General features: G+C 52.7%; 23 protein-coding genes. 16 read left to right on the top strand and 7 right to left on the bottom strand.

Annotation, left to right across the window (positions count from 1 at the left end):
• Window positions 1–65: 65 nt before the first annotated feature.
• On the bottom strand, window positions 66–1,514 hold the full coding sequence (locus J4772_RS14400) for a CAP-associated domain-containing protein (RefSeq protein ID WP_209075751.1): 1,449 nt from the start codon (window positions 1,512–1,514) through the stop codon (window positions 66–68).
• Between the two features lie 251 nt (window positions 1,515–1,765).
• Between J4772_RS14400 and J4772_RS14395 the strand changes: the two genes are divergently transcribed.
• Together J4772_RS14395 and J4772_RS14390 are read left to right on the top strand one after the other, a co-directional pair.
• Complete coding sequence (locus tag J4772_RS14395; protein ID WP_209075750.1) at window positions 1,766–2,116, top strand: PadR family transcriptional regulator; 351 nt, start codon at window positions 1,766–1,768, stop codon at window positions 2,114–2,116.
• 2 nt (window positions 2,117–2,118) lie between these two features.
• A complete protein-coding gene (locus J4772_RS14390; protein ID WP_209075749.1) occupies window positions 2,119–3,129 on the top strand; it encodes a permease prefix domain 1-containing protein in 1,011 nt (336 codons plus the stop codon).
• Window positions 3,130–3,145: 16 nt separating this feature from the next.
• Here the strand turns inward: J4772_RS14390 and J4772_RS37020 are convergent, their stop codons facing one another.
• The 4 genes from J4772_RS37020 to J4772_RS14375 all read right to left on the bottom strand — a co-directional run bounded on the left by J4772_RS37020 (window position 3,146) and on the right by J4772_RS14375 (window position 5,589).
• Window positions 3,146–3,382 (bottom strand): hypothetical protein, encoded by a 237-nt coding sequence (locus J4772_RS37020; protein WP_247741100.1) that lies wholly within the window; start codon window positions 3,380–3,382, stop codon window positions 3,146–3,148.
• Window positions 3,327–4,181, bottom strand: coding sequence for a serine hydrolase domain-containing protein (locus J4772_RS14385; protein ID WP_247741099.1), 855 nt, complete (start codon window positions 4,179–4,181; stop codon window positions 3,327–3,329). The genes J4772_RS37020 and J4772_RS14385 overlap by 56 nt, the downstream gene beginning before the upstream one ends.
• 202 nt (window positions 4,182–4,383) lie before the next feature.
• Window positions 4,384–4,887, bottom strand: coding sequence for a hypothetical protein (locus J4772_RS14380; protein WP_116064103.1), 504 nt, complete (start codon window positions 4,885–4,887; stop codon window positions 4,384–4,386).
• A gap of 186 nt (window positions 4,888–5,073) precedes the next feature.
• On the bottom strand, window positions 5,074–5,589 hold the full coding sequence (locus J4772_RS14375) for a hypothetical protein (RefSeq protein WP_209075748.1): 516 nt from the start codon (window positions 5,587–5,589) through the stop codon (window positions 5,074–5,076).
• Between the two features lie 176 nt (window positions 5,590–5,765).
• On the opposite strand from J4772_RS14375, the gene selD reads away from it, so the two are divergent.
• The 12 genes from selD to J4772_RS14315 all read left to right on the top strand — a co-directional run bounded on the left by selD (window position 5,766) and on the right by J4772_RS14315 (window position 16,740).
• On the top strand, window positions 5,766–6,815 hold the full coding sequence (selD, locus tag J4772_RS14370) for a selenide, water dikinase SelD (RefSeq protein ID WP_209075747.1): 1,050 nt from the start codon (window positions 5,766–5,768) through the stop codon (window positions 6,813–6,815).
• A 30-nt stretch (window positions 6,816–6,845) separates the two neighbouring features.
• The gene (mnmH, locus tag J4772_RS14365; RefSeq protein WP_209075746.1) at window positions 6,846–7,883 is read left to right on the top strand and encodes a tRNA 2-selenouridine(34) synthase MnmH; all 1,038 of its coding nucleotides are present in this window, start codon (window positions 6,846–6,848) and stop codon (window positions 7,881–7,883) included.
• Between the two features lie 218 nt (window positions 7,884–8,101).
• Window positions 8,102–9,517, top strand: coding sequence for a PepSY-associated TM helix domain-containing protein (locus J4772_RS14360; RefSeq protein ID WP_247741098.1), 1,416 nt, complete (start codon window positions 8,102–8,104; stop codon window positions 9,515–9,517).
• A 12-nt stretch (window positions 9,518–9,529) separates the two neighbouring features.
• Window positions 9,530–10,021 (top strand): FixH family protein, encoded by a 492-nt coding sequence (locus tag J4772_RS14355; RefSeq protein WP_209075744.1) that lies wholly within the window; start codon window positions 9,530–9,532, stop codon window positions 10,019–10,021.
• 82 nt (window positions 10,022–10,103) lie between these two features.
• Complete coding sequence (locus J4772_RS14350; protein WP_209075743.1) at window positions 10,104–10,820, top strand: metal ABC transporter ATP-binding protein; 717 nt, start codon at window positions 10,104–10,106, stop codon at window positions 10,818–10,820.
• Entirely contained in the window at window positions 10,817–11,620 is an 804-nt protein-coding gene (locus J4772_RS14345; RefSeq protein WP_209075742.1) for a metal ABC transporter permease, read from the top strand. Before J4772_RS14350 ends, J4772_RS14345 begins: the two co-directional genes overlap by 4 nt.
• A 22-nt stretch (window positions 11,621–11,642) precedes the next feature.
• Window positions 11,643–12,614, top strand: a complete 972-nt coding sequence (locus J4772_RS14340; protein ID WP_209075741.1) for a metal ABC transporter substrate-binding protein — start codon at window positions 11,643–11,645, stop codon at window positions 12,612–12,614.
• A 173-nt stretch (window positions 12,615–12,787) separates the two neighbouring features.
• Window positions 12,788–13,039, top strand: a complete 252-nt coding sequence (locus J4772_RS14335; protein WP_209075740.1) for a hypothetical protein — start codon at window positions 12,788–12,790, stop codon at window positions 13,037–13,039.
• Between the two features lie 23 nt (window positions 13,040–13,062).
• A complete protein-coding gene (locus J4772_RS14330) occupies window positions 13,063–14,340 on the top strand; it encodes a hypothetical protein (RefSeq protein ID WP_209075739.1) in 1,278 nt (425 codons plus the stop codon).
• Window positions 14,341–14,429: 89 nt separating this feature from the next.
• The gene (locus J4772_RS14325; protein WP_209075738.1) at window positions 14,430–15,254 is read left to right on the top strand and encodes a sensor histidine kinase; all 825 of its coding nucleotides are present in this window, start codon (window positions 14,430–14,432) and stop codon (window positions 15,252–15,254) included.
• Window position 15,255: 1 nt separating this feature from the next.
• On the top strand, window positions 15,256–15,915 hold the full coding sequence (locus J4772_RS14320; RefSeq protein ID WP_209075737.1) for a response regulator: 660 nt from the start codon (window positions 15,256–15,258) through the stop codon (window positions 15,913–15,915).
• Between the two features lie 18 nt (window positions 15,916–15,933).
• On the top strand, window positions 15,934–16,740 hold the full coding sequence (locus J4772_RS14315; RefSeq protein ID WP_209075736.1) for a cytochrome c oxidase assembly protein: 807 nt from the start codon (window positions 15,934–15,936) through the stop codon (window positions 16,738–16,740).
• Between the two features lie 2 nt (window positions 16,741–16,742).
• Here the strand turns inward: J4772_RS14315 and J4772_RS14310 are convergent, their stop codons facing one another.
• Entirely contained in the window at window positions 16,743–17,495 is a 753-nt protein-coding gene (locus tag J4772_RS14310) for a response regulator transcription factor (RefSeq protein ID WP_209075735.1), read from the bottom strand.
• A gap of 302 nt (window positions 17,496–17,797) precedes the next feature.
• Between J4772_RS14310 and J4772_RS14305 the strand changes: the two genes are divergently transcribed.
• Both J4772_RS14305 and J4772_RS14300 read left to right on the top strand, forming a co-directional pair.
• Window positions 17,798–19,168 carry a c-type cytochrome gene (locus J4772_RS14305; RefSeq protein ID WP_209075734.1) on the top strand — a complete coding sequence of 457 codons (1,371 nt, stop codon included), beginning with the start codon at window positions 17,798–17,800 and terminating at the stop codon, window positions 19,166–19,168.
• Between the two features lie 15 nt (window positions 19,169–19,183).
• Window positions 19,184–20,206: a cytochrome ubiquinol oxidase subunit I gene (locus tag J4772_RS14300; RefSeq protein ID WP_209075733.1), complete on the top strand. Its 1,023-nt coding sequence runs from the start codon at window positions 19,184–19,186 to the stop codon at window positions 20,204–20,206.
• Window positions 20,207–20,259: 53 nt separating this feature from the next.
• On the opposite strand, the gene J4772_RS14295 is transcribed toward J4772_RS14300, so the two are convergent.
• Complete coding sequence (locus J4772_RS14295; protein WP_209075732.1) at window positions 20,260–20,967, bottom strand: response regulator transcription factor; 708 nt, start codon at window positions 20,965–20,967, stop codon at window positions 20,260–20,262.
• Window positions 20,968–20,994 lie beyond the last annotated feature (27 nt).

Raw genomic sequence — 20,994 nt, 5'->3', positions numbered from 1 at the left:
CCCGATAACATTCTCTTCGTACGACCCTCTTTGGCTTATGAGACAGCCCCCCGAGCTCTAATCGGCTATCGGCGGGGAGTATAAAATTTCTGGGTGTAGTAAATTCGGTATTCGTAATCCTTTGAATAAGCGATCCCTACGCCAAGCTTTTCGTATTTGTCGCTTAGAATATTTTGGCGATGACCTTCCGAGTTCATCCATTCCGCGTGGGCGAAGACGGCGTTGATGTGTCCGGCCGCAATGTTCTCTCCCGCAGCCGAGTAGGAGATGCCGTCGGCTTTCAGCCGATCGAACGGGGTAAGACCTTCCAGGTTAACGTGATCGAAAAAGCCGCTCTGGCCCATATCCTTGCTGTGGGCGCGCGCGATTGCGGCGACCTTGTCGTCCCAAGCGAGCGCTTTTTTGCCGGCAAGAACCCGGGATACGTTTGCGAGATCCAGCAACTCCCGCTCATAGGCGGTGAGGAGGGCGGAATTAACTGCGCCGTAATTCCCGTCCCGCGCGGCCGCAGTTTTCTTCTCGATCATGTAGATGCCCATTGTTTTGCCGCCGTTGTGCTGATCAAGCATAAAAGTCAGATAAGAGCCGTCCACTTCGTAGCTAGGGTAGACGTCGCTTTCCGTTCGAATGGATATATTCGCCTTAAGCTCCGTCAAACTGGACGGTTTGCCTAGCTTAGCCGAGATCGAAGCTTTCGTGGAGCCTATGGCGAGCCCGTCGCCGCTGCGCCACACGTTCGCATTGGAGAATAGGGCGACGACCTTGCCGCCCTTGATGCCAATCTGGGCATACTGCGCGTAGTCGTCGTTGTAAATATGCCATTGGAAGCCGTACTCGCTCGGATCTACGCGGCTCGGCTTGCCGAGCTTAGCCGTTACCGCTGCTTCCGAGTCTCCGACGGCAATGCCTCTCAGCCGGTATTCGTCGCCGATCTCCGGCTCAGGTTTGGCCTCGCCGCCCAAAGCGTTCACGATAAACTGGATAGCTTCGGCGCGGCTTAGCGCCTTTTGCATCTGATAGCCTTCCACTGTCGCCGACGTAATGCCTTTGGATAAGCCGTTGTCGAGCAAATACCGGACGGCCTCGGTGCGCCCGAGTATTTGTCCCTTCAAGGCGGCGATAAGCTGTGCCGCGCCGCCTCTGTCGAAGCTCGCGCCAGCTTCGGACAACGGAAAGCTTCGTTCCTTGGCGTACTTGTAATACGCGGCGCTCCATGTCTCTCCCGCCTGACGAACGGTCAGCTCGCCGGGAACGGCTGCCGCCAGCAGAAGCTTTAGAAATTCGGCTTCGGTAACCTGCTGCGACGGACGGAATGTCCCATCGCTGTAACCGTCGACCCAGCTCTCCGCAGCGGCCCGAGCAATCGCGTCGTAGGCCCAATGCGATGCCGGCACATCCTTGAAGCCCGCGGCAGCCGCCGATAAAAGTTGAAGCGCAGACGTCAGGAAAAGTACAGCACCCGTAAGAAGTAACGTCATAAACCTCCTTTTCAAGCTGCTTGCGTTTTTGTTCATCTGCATATCCTCCCTTGTTGTAATTGCAAACCGGATCCTCTTCGAGAAGGACAATATGTATTTCGGACATTCGGTCTCGTATCGACATAGGCCTTTTTTCTCATCGTCTTTCCCAAAAGCGACCCGAGTCCGCTTATAGCGTAACAAAAACCCGCGGAAATCGCGGGTTTTTAGTTCTGATTAGTTAAATATTAATGTGTAATTTACAATAGTGTGTGTCATACAGTATAATCTTAATAGGAGATGATGATATGCCAGACATAAACGAAACGATTAACGGTCTCCTGGGCGAGCTTAGGCGCGGCACGATCGTCATCGGCGTGCTAAGTCAGTTAACTGAGCCGCAGTACGGCTATTCTCTCGTTCCGGTGCTGGAAGAGAAAGGCGTGGCCGTTGATCCGGGAACGCTGTATCCGTTGCTGCGCAGGCTCGAGAAGCAGCAATTGCTAGAGAGCCAGTGGGACACGAACGAGGCGCGGCCCCGCAAGTATTACGTGCTTAGCCCGTTCGGAAAAGAAGTGTATGATGAATTGTGCTTGGAGTGGCGGAAGCTGATTGTCAGTATGGATGCGCTCACGGCCGGAGCAAAAGGAGGAGAATAGAGATGGAACTGATCGACCGTTATATCTATGCGGTAACGCAACGTCTGCCCGAGCCGCAAAGGGAGGACATTAAACGGGAGCTGCGAGGCTTGATCGAGGATATGATGGATGAAAGGGTGTCTGGGGAAGGAACTCGTGAGGATGCGAAGGGCGTTCTCATGGAGCTGGGAGACCCGAACGCGCTGGCCGCAAAATATCGCGGTTTCAACGAACGCTACTTAATCGGGCCTTCCATGTTCGATTCGTATCTGACTACGCTTAAAATCGTGCTGTTCTCGATATTAATTGGCTTGACCGCCCTGTTCGCAATCGAAATTATCGTTAAGCCTGGCGACGTGCCGGAACGATTTACTGAGTTTATCGTTTCCTTGTTTACCGCCTCTGCCCAAGGCTTCGGGTGGGTAACGGTCATATTCGCTTGGATTGAATACCGGAAGCGCATGAATGCGTCGAGCAGCGCCGATACGTCTAAGGGCTGGGATCCGGAGAACTTGCCGCAAATCCCCGATCAACAAGCGAGGATCAAATTGAGCGAACCGATTACCGGCATTATTTTTACTGTTCTAATTGCGGTAATCTGTATCTATTCGGTCGAGTTGCTCGGCATATGGAGACTCCGTGAAGGAGAACGCGTAGTCATTTCCTTCTTGGATGCCGACGCGTTCCGCGCCTATCTACCGGTCGTCTGGGCATGGGCCGCTCTCGGAATTTTCAAGGAGTGCATTCGGATTATTGCGCGTAACCGATCGGGTACGCTGCTTGTGTTCCACATCGTCGCGACGGTCGCCTCCACGGTTGCGGCATGCATCATACTGGCTGACTCGGCCATCTGGAACCCGGATTTCATTCGAGAGCTGGAAGCTACGGGGCTGTTCACTTCCGAAGGGAAAAATTACGATTCATTCGTGTCGGTATGGGCCAGAATAAACGAGTGGTTCGTCGGCGTAATTGCTTTGTTCGGCGTAATCGATATTTTATCCGAGACGTATAAGTGGTATCGGGTTAAAACTTAATCCGTGCGGGGGGGAATCAACGCACCAGCGCCGGAGCGATGATTTCCCGGAATACGTTCGTCGGATTGCGTTCTTTTTTCCTTCTGTCATCCGTCAGAACGACAACGAGCCGGAAAACGGGAACGACATAGACGAATTGACCTCCGTACCCCCGCGCATAGAAATAATCGAATGAGGAAGGCGCGATGTCCGCCTCGTCATTCGTTGGCGCGTGCTCCGACGAATGAGGAAGGCGCGATGTCCGCCTCGTCATTCGTTGGCGCGTGCTCCGACGACAGCGCAGGGCCAAACGTATCCGTCCACCAATGCCAGCCGTAATAACCGACATTCGGCGGGCCGGCGGGAGCGGCCGGCTGTACGGAACGGATCGCGCGCTCCTCGGAGACGAGCTGCCGTCCAGCGGCGCGGCCTCGATTCAAATAGAGCTGCCCGAATGCGAGCAAATCCGCTGGACGAAGCCGGAGGCCGTATCCTCCCGTGTGAATGCCTTGCGGATCCGTCTCCCATTCGTATTGCTCGATACCAAGAGGACCGAACAGCTCCAGCTCGGCAAAACGGGCGATCGGCATGCCGCAGGTTTGAACAAGTATCGCAGACAGCAATTGGGATGCTCCGGAGCTGTATTCCATTTTCCGTCCCGGCGCTTCCGCCATCGGTTGAGACAGCACAAAATCGACCCAGTTGTCGGAACGGGTCATGCGAGGAAACGATTTAATTCCGCCGAATTCGGTCCACTTGAGCCCGTCGGTCATTGTCAGAAGATGTTCAATTGTAATTTCCCTTTTCCGGGAATCCCCATCCGTCAGAAGCGTCGGGAAAAATTCCGCGATTGGCGTATGCGGCTCCGGGAGCCTTCCCCGATCCATGGCCATACAAATTAAAGCGGACAAAATGCTCTTCGTGCACGAGTTTATTTTGGCTATTTCCTCCGGTATGCGAGAATGGCGGTAATGCTCGTACAGGTTTTGCCCGCCCTGGTTAACCAGACAGCTTCTAAGGCCAAGAGAAGGGATCGCGGCTGTCAAAACGGTTGTCAGATAAGAGAGATTCATACGTTTGATCTTATCGTCCTGACCGCGGGAATGCAAATAAGAGGCGATAGTTGCTTGAGATGATCGAGATATAAAAAAAGGGGGATGTGCCTCCCGGAGACTGCCTCATACGCTTCTGAAATCACCTTATCACGGGGTTTACCCATTCAGATTTCAGAAAGCGTATAGCGTCGGAGGGAGACACATCCCCTTTGCACCTTATTCATCGATTAACTTTCGCCGAACCGAAGCGCAGCGTTCGAACATAAGCCGCAAGTTCGGCGAACGGAAGCCGCAACAGCGTCATCCCGTTAGCGGTCTGCGAGTCGGCGCCAGGCAGTGAGAGGAGCTTAATGAACAGCTTCGGCAGCTTCTCGCGATCTCCTGGGCACCAGAACTGAAACCATTCGACCTCCGGATTGCCTTCCTTTGCCGCATCAAGCAGGGCGCGGAGCCCCTGAACGAACAAGCCGATCTTCCGATGCTCCGGAAGCACAAAGGCGAGCTCCGCCTGGCACACGTGGCGATCCTGATGATCGTTAGCCCCGGTGCCAAAGACGAAACCCGCCGCTCCGACAAGCTCGTAAGATTCTTCTTCGATAACGAGCATCGCTTTGCCGAGAACGAGAGGGCTGCCGGCAAAGCTGAGCTTGACGTGGAACGGGTAAGGCAAATTCAATGCTTGATGGTTCGATAGGATAAACTTGATATAAGCTTCATGATCCATGTCGAACTCGCAAACTCGAAAGAGGTAGGGCATTATTTCGTTACGATGACCGGAGCAGCACGGAGAGAATCGTTTGCTTTGACGATTCTGCCGAATCCGGAACCTTTTTTGATTTCTTTGATGTCAGGCTTAGCTGGATACATGGGCTTGTCCTCCTTTAACGCATTATTTGGAAATCCCTTTTAATTATAGGGGATTCAGCCGGTTTAGAATATACCTAATATGGGGTATTTCTGCGGAAAATACTGATTCCTGTCCGACACTGCCTTCCCGAGTGCCCTCGAATCGGGCGAATTTCGCATAAAGCTTGCATAAGTACGGATTATCCGAGAGGGCGCACAACCGGACGACTTCGACCTCCGGGTGATGCTCGGAAATATGCTCGACCATATACTGCAAGCCTCTCGCAAACACGCGCGATCCTCTTCGCTCCTTGTCCACAATACAGATGTCGAGCAGCGCGGAGCTGCGAGTACGATCTCCCTTTTCGGACTCTTCGAAATAGAGGCCAGATGCCCCGACCACTTGTCCGTCATCGTTCATTCCGCAATGCAGCTGACCGTCCGCCATATATCCGTACAGCAACGTAACCATGTCGACCGTACATAATGAAGGATGCAAATCCCTTCTGCGCTCCACCATGAATAGGGAGACCTTGGCGTAATCGTCATCCTCGACGCAGCGCTTGAATGTTACCGTCATCGCGTTTCTCCTCTCTACATAATTCCTTTTCCTATGTTTGCTAAAAATAGAGTACAGCAGTTTCATCTAGCTGTAAACGACCTTAAATTCGACAATCGCACGGAGCCCCTTTGCGAAGCAGCCCGGCAATCGTGTACTATTTAGGTAGAGATAACACAATGAAAGGGATGTGCGGCATGTCGTCATCAGATAAAATCAAACTGACTTCATACTCCAGCAAAGGAGGCTGCGGCTGTAAAATCGGTCCGGCGGACTTGGCGCAAGTCATTCGTACTCTTCCGCCAGCCGCTCCGAACCCGAATCTGCTGGTAGGCTTGGATACGAGCGACGACGCGGGGGTGTACCGTCTTACCGACGAGCTTGCGATCGTGCAAACCGTGGACTTCTTTACTCCGATCGTCGACGATCCTTACTCCTTCGGACAGATTGCGGCGGCCAACGCGATCAGCGATATTTACGCAATGGGGGGGACGCCGCTCACCGCGCTGAACATCGTGGCGTTCCCGATCACGACGCTGGACAAGCAGGTGCTCGCGGAAATTTTGCGGGGCGCGGCGGACAAGGTGAACGAAGCCGGAGTTACGCTCGTCGGCGGCCATTCCATTGACGACAAGGAACCGAAGTTCGGTCTTGCCGTGACTGGTCTTATTCATCCGGAGAAGGTGCGCACCAATGCCGGGGCTAAGCCCGGAGATCAACTGATCTTGACTAAGCCGATCGGAGTCGGCATTCTGACAACGTCGATCAAGAAGGATCAGCTGTCGGAAGAAGAAGCAACGCGCGTGACGGCCGTCATGGCCGAATTAAACAAAACTGCGGCGGAGACGATGAGCCGCTTCGAGGTACACGGCTGCACAGACGTGACCGGATTCGGGCTGCTTGGACACTCGCTGGAAATGGCCAAAGGCAGCCAAGTCGGACTGCGGATCGAGAAGGATCGGGTTCCGCTGCTGCCGAGAGTAAGAGAGCTTGCAGAGAAGGGCTTCGTGCCCGGCGGGACGAAAAACAACTTCGGACATGTGCAGGATTCGGTTGCTTTCCCGGAAGCCATGGATCAAATCGACCGTTGGATTTTGTGCGATGCCGTTACTTCGGGAGGCTTGCTCATTGCCGTTGCTGCATCCGATGCGGCAGATCTGCTCTCCGCATTGCAGCAAGCCGGAGTCGAGGCGAGCCGGATCGGCGAAGCGGTGGCGAATCATCCCGGACAGATCGAAGTCGTATAAATCAGGCAGCAAGAGTTAGGAGAGAATTCCTTGTTTCAGGATATGACTTTGGAAGAAATCAGAGCGCTGCAGCAGAAGCAGCAGCTCGCGTTTATCGATGTCCGCTCCCCGTCTGAGTATGAACTATCGACGATTCCGGGAAGCTTAAATATTCCGTTGTTCAGCGACGCCGAGAGAGCGGAGATCGGCACGATCTATAAGCAAACGAGCGTACAGGCGGCCAAAGAACGGGGACTGGAGATCGTATCGGCCAAGCTTCCCGCCTTTATTAAGGAGTTTGCCGGCATCGGTCCTAGAAAAGTCGTCTTTTGCTGGCGCGGAGGCATGAGAAGCAGGACGACGGCAACGCTGTTGTCTTTGATGGGCATATCGACGGTTCGCCTCATCGGGGGTTATCGGGAATATCGCAGCTGGGTCGTCGAAACTTTGAGCACGATGGACTACGCTCCGCAGGCCTATGTCATTCACGGCAACACGGGCATAGGCAAAACTGCGATATTGAACCGGTTGCAAGAGGAAGGATGGCCGGTATTGGATCTGGAAGCGATGGCGGGACACAGAGGGTCGATCTTCGGGCATATCGGCTTGCGCAGTCATAACCAGAAGACGTTCGACGCGCTGCTGCTCGAGGAGATGCTTCGGTTGCAGGAGGCGCCGTTCGTTCTGTTCGAGGCGGAGAGTAAACGGATCGGCAAAGCCGTACTGCCGGATCTGCTGATCCGCAAAAAGGAAGAGGGCATCCCGATTCGCATCGAGATGCCGGTGGCGGCAAGGGTCGAACAAATTATTCGCGATTACCGGCCCGAGGAATACAAGGAGCAGTACATCCAGGCGTTCAGACAAATCAAATCGCGCATTCATACGCCGGTAGCGGCCGAAATCGAGACGCTGCTGCGGACCGATCGTTATGCCGAAGCCGTGGAACTGCTGCTGGAGCATTATTACGATCCGAGATATGCTTACACGGCAGATCAGTACGGGGAACATCCGGTAATTCAGTTTAACGTTCGGAACGCGGAGGAAGCGTTCGAGGCAGTTCGCAGTTACTTGAAGGAAGTAAAACGGTAACGGTCTAGACGCTGACTCTGCTTGGAGTATCGATAATAAGAAATAAGGTCGGCCAGTTTTTACTGGCCGGCCTTTTATGTTTTTCTTAACTTTCAGATCGTTCACACAACGTACACAATTAGCATTGCATTATGGCTCCTATGGGCCATACAGTCCGTTTGCGGATGTGGCTATACTTTTGGTTGCATCATTTAAGTTCAGATCGGGGGAGCATTTCATTGAGCGAATCGGCCACAGGGGTCCCAACGCAAGAAGGCAAGCCATCCAAAGCTGTCAAAGTACCGAATGTGAAACAAGCCGTTTATCAGGCGGTATGGAGATGGCATTTTTACGCAGGTATACTTTTTGCTCCTTTCTTGATTATTTTAGCGATCAGCGGCTCGGTTTACTTGTTCAAGCCGCAACTCGAGGGATACCTTTACAAGGATCTCCTTACCGTCAGCCAAGCAGGCCAACATCAGATATCCCCGGCGGAGGTGATCGCCAAAACGGAGAAAGGTTATCCGGGGGCGAAGGTTTCCTCCATTACGCTGATGAAAGCGCCGACTGACACGTACAGATTGTCTGTCAGCCACTTCGGCACGCCGACGACCATGTATGCGGATCCTTATACCGGCAACATCAAGGGCTCCTTAAACAGCGACAAGACGTTTTCGGCTGTCTTCAAGAAATTGCACAGCCAGCTGCTCGTCGAAGGAACCTGGACCAATCGGCTTGTCGAATTGGCGGCGTGCTGGGCGCTTGTCCTCGTCTTGACCGGCCTGATTTTATGGTGGCCCCGCAGCAAGGGCGGAGTATGGGGCACGATATTGCCGCGACTGAGCAAGCCAGGCAGCCGGACGTTCTGGCGAGATTTGCACGCCGTTCCGGCCTTCTGGATTTCGATCGTGCTCGTCGTCATTATTTTGTCGGGGTTGCCTTGGTCCGGAGTGCTCGGTCCGCGGATCAGCCAACTGGCCGATTCCACTAATACGAACGTTCCTCCTTACGCATACAGTTTCGGAGCAAAACCGGAATCGATGACGGTCGCGAAGGATATCGCCGAGGATTTACCCTGGGCAGCGGAAAACTTGCGGGTTCCGGCGTCGTCCGCAAGCGGAGGTTACGTCCCTCTATCCGTAGACGAAATTGCCGGCATCGCTGACAAGAAGAACGTTCTGAAGCCCTATACGATTACTCTTCCTCGAGGAGAAGCAGGAGTATATACGGTATCGACTTCGCATGACAAGCCCAATACAAGCGCAACGCTTCATATCGATCAGTACAGCGGGGCCGTTTTGACAGACGTGCGATTCGTCGACTATGGCATCATGGGCAAGTTGATTTCGTACGGCATCGCATTCCATGAAGGTCGCCTGTTCGGGTTGCCAAATCAATTGCTAGGCTTGTTCGCCTGCCTCGGGCTTGTACTCGTCTCGATCAGCTCATATTTCATGTGGCGCAAACGCAAGCCGAACGGACTCGGCGCACCGGTTCGTTCCAAAAATCGCAAGGTTTCGGTAATTGTACTTGTGCTACTGCTCGTTTGCGGCGCCGTCATGCCGCTTGTCGGATTGTCGCTGATCGTCGTCGTTCTGCTCGACTTGTTCGTTATTCGTAGAATCAAGCCGTTGCGGCACTGGTTTTCAGCTTAGGAGGGATAAGCCATGAATTTTCGATCCGCAACTATTCTTCGCGCATTGATGCTTGCAGTGCTGGCAATCGCCATTGGGGGCTGTACCTCTAACATGGAAGGAAGAGACGAGAACGGCTTCGCCCCGCATTTGACCGTCGATTTGAAAGCGCCGGCCCCGGAGGACTTCCAATCTGAAGTTCCATTGTCCGTCGTAGTCAAGAAGAGCGGCCAACCGCTGGAGCAGGCGGACAAGGCGGAATTCGTCGTCTGGCCGGAAAGCGATCCAAACAGCGTCGTTATTATCCAAGCAACGGAGGAAACGCCTGGCGTTTACACGGCTAATTATGTATTCGGTTCGGAAGGGATGTACATTGTTCAAAGCCGCATCAATTCCGCAGATCTCGAAGCCATGCCCGCCAAGCGGGTAGCCATCGGTAATGAAGCCGTGCAGAGATTGTCGCAGTTGGAGCATGCCGGAGAAGGGGAAGAGTCCAACGTTTCGGAGGGTCATCATGGTCATTAAGCGAGCTTGCATACGAGACGAGTGACGCACCAAACCGAGGCTGAGTCGAATAACGGGAGAATTCGGGAGGGAGGGGATGGGAATGACTGCGATTTCCGAAAAGCACGCTTTGGCAATCGAACTCGGAGGCTATTCCGGCGGTTATGGGGAGGAGACAGTTCTGCGCGAAATATCGTTCCAAGCAAAGCTGGGAGAGGCGGTTTGCGTTGTGGGCGAGAACGGAGCGGGCAAGACGACTTTTTTTCGTGCACTGCTCCAACTGCTGCCTTGGCAATCGGGGGACGTCGCCATTTGCGGACGGCAAATCCGCTCGAGCCGGGACAAAAGATGGGCGCGCTCGCAGATCGGTTACGTTCCGCAAATGCAGGAAATCGGCAAATTACCGATATCCGTCGAAGATGCGGTGCTTTTGGGCAGATGGGGAGTATCGTTCGGATTCTGGCGCCGTCCCGGAAAAGAGGATAGAGTTCAGGCGGAGGAGGCGCTTGAGCGGGTAGGCTTATCGGAACTGCGGCTAACGGATTGCAGAAGACTGTCGGGAGGTCAGCGACAGCGTCTTAATATCGCCAGAGCGATGGCGAGGACTCCAAGTATTCTGCTTCTAGATGAGCCAACGACCTATTTGGACGAAGACTCTAAAACGATGCTCGCAGCCTGGCTCGACGATGTAAGACTCACCAAAGGGGTAACGGTTGTCACCATTACCCATCTCAAAGAGGAAGCGCTGCAAATGTCCGACCGCATCGTGCTGTTGCGGGACGGCAAGCTGGTTAACGAAGAGAAGGAGGGGGACGCATGACGATGTGGGAGTATTTTCAGCTCCCGATTTTCCAGAAAGCTCTGCTCGCTGCTGCGCTTTCCGGGTCTGCCATTTCCTTGCTGGGAATCGTGATCGTCATGCTGAACCTGACTACGATCCGTTTTGCCCTCATGCACATGGCCTTGTTAGGAGGAGCTGTCGGCCTTCTGCTAGGGACGGCTCCGATCGCCGGAGCAATGGGAGGTATTATTGTCGGCTCATTGCTGCTTGGTCCCTTGTCCAGAAAACTCAGATTGGATACCGGGCTGATTGGCGCGTTTTTCATGACAGGAGCTATCGCGGTCGCCTTCCTTGTTTTCCATGCGGCCGGCATTCCGGCCATGGACGTGTTCGGACTGTTCGCGGGGAGTATTTTGACGCTGACTTCGCTGGACATGGGGATTCTGATTGCCCTGTCCGCGACGATCATTGCGACGTTTTTTCTTTTTTACCGAGAACTGCAACTGCTGTTCTTCGATGAAGCGCAGGCGCAGTGGCTCGGAATGCCGGCGGAAACCTTAAAGAGCCTTTTACTGTTTCTGACTGGTGTATCGATCGGAGTCATCATGAAGATCGTCGGAGCGTTGATGATCGATGCGATCATCCTGCTGCCAGCGATGTCAGCGCTTCGTTTGGCTCGAAGCTTCGGCCAACTGATCGTTTGGACTTCGATCTTCGGTCTGATCACGGCTTGCGGAGGCCTTCTACTGTCCATGCAGTTAGACTTTCCTACTGGCGCCAGCATTACGATTACAGGAGTAGCCGTATTTGTAACGACCTTAGCGCTTCGTCGCGCTTAACTACTTAAATGAGGTGAAGAAGATGAGGAACAAGAAAAGAAATGGAACGTTGTTAACCGTCATTTGTGCCATTGCCCTAGTTATGTCGGCGTGCGGAAGCGACAAGAAGGAAGCGGAGTCCCCATCGGCTTCTCATGCCGCTGAGGCTCTCGCAAGCCATGAAGCGCAAGGCGGTCATGAGCAGCAAGACCACGGTGAGGAAGGGCAGGAGCAGGGAGGACATGGAGGACATGGTGGCGGCAACGAGCACGGAGGACATTCAGATGGCGGCGAGCATGGAGCGCAAAACCATGTCAATAAGCCGGTCAGCTTATCCGAGGTAACAGGGGTTGTCGCGTCAACGAGCTTGACAGCGCTTGTGGCCGAGGCAGCCGGCGCTCCGGACGTCGCTTATCTCGCTCCAGCCGAGCTTCGCCATCCGCCAGAATACGATTATCGCCCTAGCGACATCGCCAAGGTCAAGGACAGCTATTTGGTTTATTTAGGCTACGAGCCGTTTATGGCCAAACTGATCGAGGCAGGGGAACTTTCCCCGGATTTGACTGCCGTCATCGAAGTGGACAATACGCCGGACGGGTACAAGAACGCAACGCGCAAGCTGGCGGAAATTTGGGGAACGCAAGAGGCCCAGGCCAACTTCGAGGCTGATCTGGACGCACTGGCGGGTAAGCTGGCGCAAGCGGCGAAGGATCAAGGAACGGAACGGACAAAAGTCGTATCCCAGATCTACATGACGCCTTTTCTGAAATGGCTGGGCTACGAAGTCGTCGGAGAGTTTGGTCCCGACGAACCGACCCCTTCCCGCCTGGCCGAGCTTTCCAAGCTCGCTCCGAATTTGATCGTCGATAATGCCCATATGCCACAAGGCGCGGGCTTCTCGGAGATCTCCAAGAATACGAAGAGAATCGAACTCAGAAGCTATCCGGACTCCGGCATGAAGACGCTTCTCGATATTTTGCGGCACAATGCGGAACAATTGGCTCTACTTCCTTGAGGACTGTTATTTCCGGTAAGTTCATCAGTTTGTAACGAATTTCACATTTCTGTCGCCACCCTGTCACAGAACTCTCACGCGTCCCCCTCTTTCGGGCCATTATATCGGACAATCCCCTTCCTTATAATAAGAAGGACTCCGGGGCCAGAAATAACGCGAGAGGAAGTGATGGGGTGGAGGTCGTTGAATTGGCAAGGCTTCAGTTTGCGCTGACCCGTTTTTCATTTTGTGTTCGTTCCTATCAATGTCCGAATCAGCAACAGCGCCGCTACGGACAAGGAAATACGCGAAGCCATCAGGAGAGTCGGGCTAGCGCCGTTGATATCCTCTCTCCCAGGCGCGCAATTGCGATGAGAGGGACGCATGAAGAGCTGATGAATCATTATGAAAAATATCGGGAATGGGTTGAACTGGATCGCTTCTGAAGAAGGAAGGAGAAATCGGGGATATGGGATTTGGGTTTAAACATTGGCCCGCGGCTGCAAGCGCGGCCGCGGTTAGCGTGTTGTTTCTGATTATTCCCGGGTGGGAAACGAGCGCAGCCGGGCACGAGCATATGCATGATGCAGCCGATGGGGATTGGAGCGTTTTTTTTGCGTATTTGGCACGGGTAGCGACAACGGGAGGCGCGATGGTGCTACTGGGGATCGCTGCTTTTCGCGTCTGGATTTGGCCCAATCTGGACTCGGAGCAAGCCGAAGGACGGTCTGTTGGGCGCATGGAGAAAATGGCGGCTATCGCGACGCTGTATGCGCTGATGCTGTCCGGGTCATCCAACGGATGGGTTATGGCGCAAATCGCCGTTTCTATTCTGGCTTTGCTGATTGCTTGGGAGGTATTTCCGGAAACGAGCGCCAAGCGTCTAACAGGCTTGGGCTGTTCGCTGGCTTTAATTCCCCTTATCCACATCAACTCCGCAGTTGAAAGCGCATCCTTGCTAGATCTCGCGGCGGCAACTTTACATACCGCCGCGGCGGGGCTTTGGTTTGGCGGCGGTCTTGCGGTTCTTGCCGCTCTGTCCGGGTCGCCTCCCGAGAAGGATAGCCGAAACTCCCCGATGCTTGCCCGATTTATGACTTGGTCGGCAGCGGCATGGGGCGGCGTAGCAATCGCTGACGTTCTGACCGCAGCTATGCTTTGGAGAACGAAATCGAGCAATGTCGTCGCTATGCTTCTCCTGGTCGAATTGATGCTGTCCATTCTGATAGGATGGATTGTCGCAAAAGCCTATAAGCGTTGGAGGAGATTGGGGGAGGGCAAAGAAGAGGAGCGCCGATATCATTTCAGGCAAAGCCTGCGGCTTGCGCTGAGCCTGACGGTGGTCGCGATGCTCCTGTCTGAGTTAATCCCGAGGAACAGCTCGAGCGATCAATTGCTGAAGGAGCCGGTCTATTGGCACGTCATGGGGACGGAAGCGCATATGTCGTTACGAATCGGTGCAGCAGCCACAGAGCAATCGGTTCGCTTGGATGTCTGGCTTCCAAGCGGTTTGGGAAAACCGGCTTCTGTCGATGTGAGGCTGGGACGAGAGGGAAGCCGGCAAGCGGTTCAATTGTTGTATAAGCAAGGTGGACCCGACCCTTATGGCTTTGAAGGCTTCGACAAATACACTTATGAAGCGAGAGGCCGTTATATAGACGAACCCGGTGCATGGAGCATTAAGGTGACAATCGTAGACGAGACAGGGAAGTCTTACGCGTACTCGAGAGACGAACTCATTCCCTGAATGGCAAATAGCCATTTGGAGTCATATCTGTTCCTGATGCGCCAAGCTAAAATAAAAGGACATAACGGTAATTGCAGGAGGGAACCCGAGTGACTTACAAACAAATCAAATGGCTTATATTAACGATTCCAACCTTGACAATCGGGCTTTGGGAATACGTACGTCACGAGTTTTTGCTGCCTTATATCTCCATGGAGCTAGGGAACTGGCTTGCACCAGTTTTTGTTCTGCTTGTATCTTTGCTGTTTTTAACCCAATTGTTCACAATGATCGAGCACAATCAAGAGGAACTGAATCGCGCTAAGGCCATGCAGGCAGTTCTTCAGGAGCGTGAGAAGATCGCCCGCGAGCTGCACGACGGAATCGCGCAGTCTTTGTTTTTCCTCAATACCCAAATCTCGAACATGGAAAACGGGGCTCGTACGGACGAATCGCTGCTGCAAAAGCTTAAAGAAAGCGTTCACCGAACGAACGATTATGTTCGTCAAGCGATTGCCAACCTGAGGCATCCGGCTAAAACCGATACGATTCCCTGGCTGCAAGGTGTGGAGGCTTTAATCGACGAGTTGAAGCTTGAGACCGCACTGCAATTTGATATTGAGTGGGTAATCCCCGAAACGTGCCTATCTTCGAAGGAAAAAGTAGAGCTCTTGGCCATCGTAAGGGAGGCATTACTGAATATTCACAAGCATGCCGATGCGACATTAGTTCGAATTCAAGCTTCCAAGACCTCAAACGGTTGGTCTTGTCGGATTTCAGACGACGGAAAAGGGTTTAGGCCGGAGGAAGCCTCAATAAAGGGCCGTTTCGGATTAAAGATGATGCGCGATCGGGCCGAGGCGATGAAATGGACTCTGGAAATCGAAAGCATTCGCGGAAAAACGATCGTCATTGTCAGAAAGGGGGAAGTCTGAGATGTCTCCATTTAGAGTATTGGTAATCGACGATAGTGAAATGGCCAGAGAAGGAATTCGAATGATCTTGAAAAATACGCCCGATTTTATCATCGTTGCAGAGGGAAGCAGCGGAGAAGAGGCGATCGAGCTAAGCGAGAAATGGATGCCGGATCTGGTCCTCATGGATATCCAAATGCCCGGAATGGGCGGCCTGGAGGCCACCAAACGGTTGAAGGAGAAATATCCTTACCTCAAGATCGTTATGGTTACCGTTTCTGACGATATTGCGCACTTGTTCGACGCATTGAAAAAAGGAGCCCAAGGCTACTTGCTTAAAAATTTGAATCCTGGTGCTTGGCACGATTACTTAAAGGCGATTGCGATCGACGAGGTTCCGATGACGAGAGACCTGGCATTCCGGATTCTAAAGGAGCTGTCACCTTCGGGAATCGCCCATTCTCAAAGCAATCCCCTGACCGCACGCGAGAGTGAAATTCTAGCCCTGGTCGCTAAAGGCCTTAGCAATAAAGAGATTTCGAGTCAATTGGAAATTTCGGAGCATACGGTTAAAAACCATCTAAAAAACATTCTGCAAAAGCTTCATTTGGCCAACAGGGTTCAACTAGCCAGATATGCGTATGAGCAAAGCTGGCTTGGCAAAAACAGCGACAAGAGCTAGAGAAAGCGAGGAAGAATCTTGAACGGACTCGTTGACACCTATGGTTGGCACGCTCTCTTGACTCCGGAATTGCTTGTCGTTGCCCTGGCAGCAGCCTTGTTGTACGCCAAGGCTGGTCATTTCGAAAAATACGGAAATGGCGAACAGGTTATACTTCGGTCCAGAAAGCAAGCTGCATTCTACGCCGGCATCCTGTGCATGTATTTGGGTTACGGCGGCGTGCTGTCCGCACTCGCAAGGCAATCGATCGACGTCTACGTCCTACAGTTGTGCATTCGTTACATGTGTATGGTGCCGCTGCTTATCGCGGGCATGCCGGAATGGGTTCGCAACGGATTTCTCCGCAAGCTGCCGGGAGGCAAGAAGCTTCTGGCCTTCGGAGGTCCCAATATTCCGGCTTTGCTTGTCTTTGTCGCCATGTTGACTCTTCTGATGTGGCCTCAAAGCTATCAGGATCTCAATCGGGTGGAGCTGCTGCGTTTTCCGCTCCATCTGGTTCTGCTTTACAGCGGATGGTTCATGTGGGAAGGCGTGCTTCGTCCCCGGACAAGCTGGCGGCAGCGCGGCAATTGCGCAGCGCGCATCTTCGTTATAGGCGGAGTCATGCTCCTGCCGTTGTGCGTGTCGATGAATGGAGCGCATTACACAATTTCTTCTTTTCGCGGAGCTTCGGAAACACAGCTTTGCGGAGCGCCGCAAGTCGATTGGATTACGACCCCTTATTTGGTCGGAAGCACATCCGTTCTGGGCGGGATTCTTTTAATGGGAGCGCTGCAGCTTTCCCTGGCCATTGCTGTAATCGGTATGAGGAGGTGCGTTGCTTGAACCTAACCGGTTTCAGCCGCCGGATCCATTAGACAATAACCCCGACCCCGTTCCGTTCGGATGATTCCGGCCAGCTCGGGATGAATCTGTTTCAGCTTTTCGCGTATACGCTTAATGTTGGTATCCACGGTACGGCAATATGCGATCGAATCGGTCGGCCAGACGCCCTGAACCAGTTCCTCTCTGCTGACGATCCGATTGCAGCGATCCGCCAAATACTTGATTAGCTTGTATTCGCAAGAAGAAAGACGGATCGATGAACGATAGATTCTCATGATCGGATCGTTACGGCCCAATTCAAGTCCGTCGAATAGCAAGTCACCTCGCTTTCTCGCACCGTTTAGTCGCCCTTCGAGCGAAAATGTCCTCCCCAGTATTCCCCGCATTCTATAAAGCAGCTCCCGGCAACTGAACGGCTTGCTGATGCAATCGTCCGCCCCCGCTTCGAACGCTGACAATCTTTCCTTTACGCCTCCTCTTTCCGAAGCAACGACGAGAATCGGCATTTTCGGTGCCGCCCTCTTGATAGCTCCGCACAACTCCCATGCCTCGTTTCTAATCTTCGAAGCGTCCATGACAACAAGAGCATACTGACCGGCTTTGATTTTACCCATGCATTTGGCGCGCGAACAGTCCGTCGTTGCATTCCAGCCAAACATTCCGGAAAAATACCCGACTGCGCGAGAGAGGTGCTCCGAGAACCCGACCATTAGAATTAGCGGAGATTGCGAGGACAGATTCATTGTGTTATCCATTCCTTTCGTACTTCCATTCGAATTGCCTCCATTTTAGCATTGTGTCAATTTCGGTTTCCATGACCACTTGGTGCTATTTTTATGAGAGGTTCTGGCCGCCTGGCTCGAAGTGGCTAACTCTTATTGGCTAGTGAAATATAGAGTAAACACGTTTAAGGAAAAGAAAAACGAAGTAAATTTGTCTTATTCACAATGTATTCATAAATCAATCGTGAAAATCGAAGAAAATGGCTACTTCTGGTCATTTTTTGTTGCGACTCGGCTCGTTATACTGGGGACTTGATAACGAGGAGGGGATAAGCTTGAATTTTCCAACGATCGATTTCGGTTGGTTGGGTAACGGCAATCTGATCGGGATGATGGCCGTGCTTCACGTCATGATCAATCATGCGGTGGCGATCGGAGGGTGCGTGCTGATGGTATCAATCGAGTATCGGGCCCACAAGGACAACAATCCGGCTTTGGAAAGATATGCCCGTACGCTGAGCAAGTGGATCATGATTATTACAACAACGGCGGGGGCAATGACAGGTGTTGGAATCTGGTTTACGACTACGGTAATTTTACCCGACGCTATCGGATCTCTGCTTCGCATTTTCCACTGGGCGTGGTTTACGGAGTGGCTCGTATTTGTATCAGAGGTTGTGCTGCTGCTCACATACTTCTACACCTGGGACAGATGGAAGGGAGCGGATAGAACCAAGCATCTGCGTATCGGAATTGCGCTGTGCGTGATGTCCTGGCTGACGCTGGTCATCATTACTGGCATTCTGGCAGCGCAAATCAACCCTGGCAACTGGGTGGAAACGCTGTCGTTCTGGGACGCCTTCTTTAACCCGACTTGGGTTCCATCGACGATCTTCCGTACGTTCGCAGCAATCGCGCTTGGGGTAGCCGTGCTTCATGTGCTCAACAGGTGGCTGGTCAAGAGTACTCGAGACCGTGCAATTGTCCAGAGAATCTTCGGCAAATGGCTGGCCGTTTCGGTTCCCGCCATGCTGCTTAGCGGGTTTTGGTACTTAAGAAGCTTGCCGGACAAAGCGCAGACGCTTGTCAAATGGGCATCCGGCATGAGTGAATCGGCATTTATCTGGTTGAATATCGGAGGCCTGCTTCTGATCTTTGTTCTCGCGGTAACGTTGTTGGATGGGAAGCCCAAATTTCCTATTGCGCTTACTCTGTTTACCGGAGTGTTCTCGCTGCTCCTGATCACCGAATTCGAGATCGTGCGCGAAAATATTCGCAAGCCTTACGTCATTTACAATTACATGTATGCTAACGGCCTTCTCAAGGCGGATATGGAAAAGTATGCCAAGGACGGTTTTTTGAAGCATGCCAAATTCGCGAAAATCAAAGAAGTGACGGAAGAGAACAAAATGGAGGCCGGTGAGGAGATTTTCGCCATGCAGTGTCTGGCCTGTCATAGCATTGACGGCGTACGCAGAAGTCGAGCGATGACTGAGCGAATCGACGGATGGAGTGAGGAAGCGCTTATTGGCTTTATTCCTTCCATGCATCTGGTTAGAGAGGTCATGCCCCCTTTTGCAGGCACAAAAGAGGAGCTTGAAGCGGTGGCAGCTTATCTGGCCGACGTCGTTGCTCGAAAAAACGGCGATTCTCAAGCGGATCATCAAATCAAGCGGCAATCCTCCGATATGCCGCAAAAGAATTAAAAGGAGCATTCCTATATGCAACTCTATCTCAAAGCAGAATCCCCGGTTCCCAATGATCTGGGGTTAGCGATTCCGGGCAATCTTCCTATGTTCGAGGTGCTAATCGTCGTCGCTTTCATTCTTCATTTGATTTATGTCAACATAACGGTCGGCGGCGCAGTTTATGCCGTACTGCTCGAGATTGTGGGTATACGAAAACGCGATGACATCGCCGATAAGCTGGCTTTGCAACTGGCTACGATGGTTGCCATTCACAAAAGCATCGCGGTCGTGCTTGGCGTCGCTCCGCTGCTTGTCATCAGCACGATTTATACTCAGTTTTTTTATCCGTCGACGATCATGATCGGCAAATGGTGGCTCATGCTGATTCCGCTGCTCATTGTCTCGTTTTTGCTGCTCTACGTCTACAAGTTCACCTGGCATCGGTGGCAAAATCGCAAAAAGCTCCATTTGGTTTTCGGAATTTCGGGAACGGCGATTTTGCTTTTCGTGCCGCTGCTGTTTATTACCAACGTCGCTTCGATGCTTCAGCCTGAGCTATGGAACGGATCCAAAGGCTTTTTCGATTCTTTGTTTCGCTATCCCACGATATGGCAGCGTTATTTGCATTTTATGGCCGCAGGATTTGCAGTTATCGGCATGTATATGTATTGGTGGGGGAAACGAAAGAGCCGTCAAGAAGACAATCCGGTATATGCACTGGCGCGGAAGTTCGGTAAGGGCTCGGCACTTCTGTTTACGCTGCTGCAGTTGATTGCCGGACCGTTGCTGCTGCTGAGTATGAACTCCGGTGTGCGCTCCAGCTTTCTGGGCGGATCGCTATTTCACACGTCGCTGCTAGGAACTGCAGTTGCTCTAGCGTTCGTGCTTGTCGCTCTGATGTACAAGCTGTACAAAGCCGACTCACGCAAGCTGTTCGTCTCTTCACTGACGGTTTTGTTGCTTATCATGGGATTGATGAGCTGGATTCGTCACGAGGTTCGCGAGTTGTATTTAGCCCCATATACAGAAGAAGTTTCGAGAACTTTACGAAAATAGAGCGATTAAAATAAGCGCCCCCTGCATGTCAGTGTTGGGGGCGCTTCCGATATTCAAACCTGCGTGATGCCGTAACCATATCCCCTTATCGTTTGAATCAGCTTTCCTGAACCGGGCGCTGCCGCGTTCATTTTTTCCCTCAACCGCTTGATATGGGTGTCTACCGTCCTGCAGTCCCCCTCATAAAAGTACTTCCAAACGGCTCCGATCAAATGTTCTCTGGAAAACGATTTACCCGAATGCGCGGCCAAATAGTGGAGCAGGTCGTACTCTTTCAAGGTTAGATCCAAAATTACCCCGTCCACTGTAATCTTTCGCGCTCTTGGATCCAGGCTGAGTCGAGGCAGAACGATCAAGCTGCTGGCGGATTGCTTTTCTCGATGAAGCGATTGAGCCGAAGTTCGCCTCAGAATGCCGCTAATTCGGTGTACGACCTCGCGAGGGCTGAACGGCTTAAGGACAAAATCATCCGCTCCCGCCTCGAAGCCGCCTATCATTTGGTGTTCGCCTTCTGTTCCGGAGACGAATACGACGGGGATATTGCTCTCGCTTCGAATGATTGCGCACAGTTCCAGACTGTTAATCCCTGGCAAATGCGTATCTAGCACGACGAGATCGAAACGCTCGTTCAAAATTTGGCGAAGGGCATCTAATCCGTCGGCTTCCTCCTTGACATCGAAGCCTTCGCTTGTTAAGTACCGCCTTAAAGTGCTTCGGCTCTGCTGTTCTTCGTCAACTATCAGAATGTGAGAGTGACTCACTGGGCGCGGCCTCCTTTTGGATGATTG

The sequence above is a fragment of the Cohnella sp. LGH genome, assembly GCF_017671885.1.
Taxonomy (GTDB): domain Bacteria; phylum Bacillota; class Bacilli; order Paenibacillales; family Paenibacillaceae; genus Cohnella; species Cohnella phaseoli.
The sequence above is the reverse complement of the archived record's forward strand: the minus strand, read 5'-3'. Positions and strand labels throughout refer to the sequence as shown.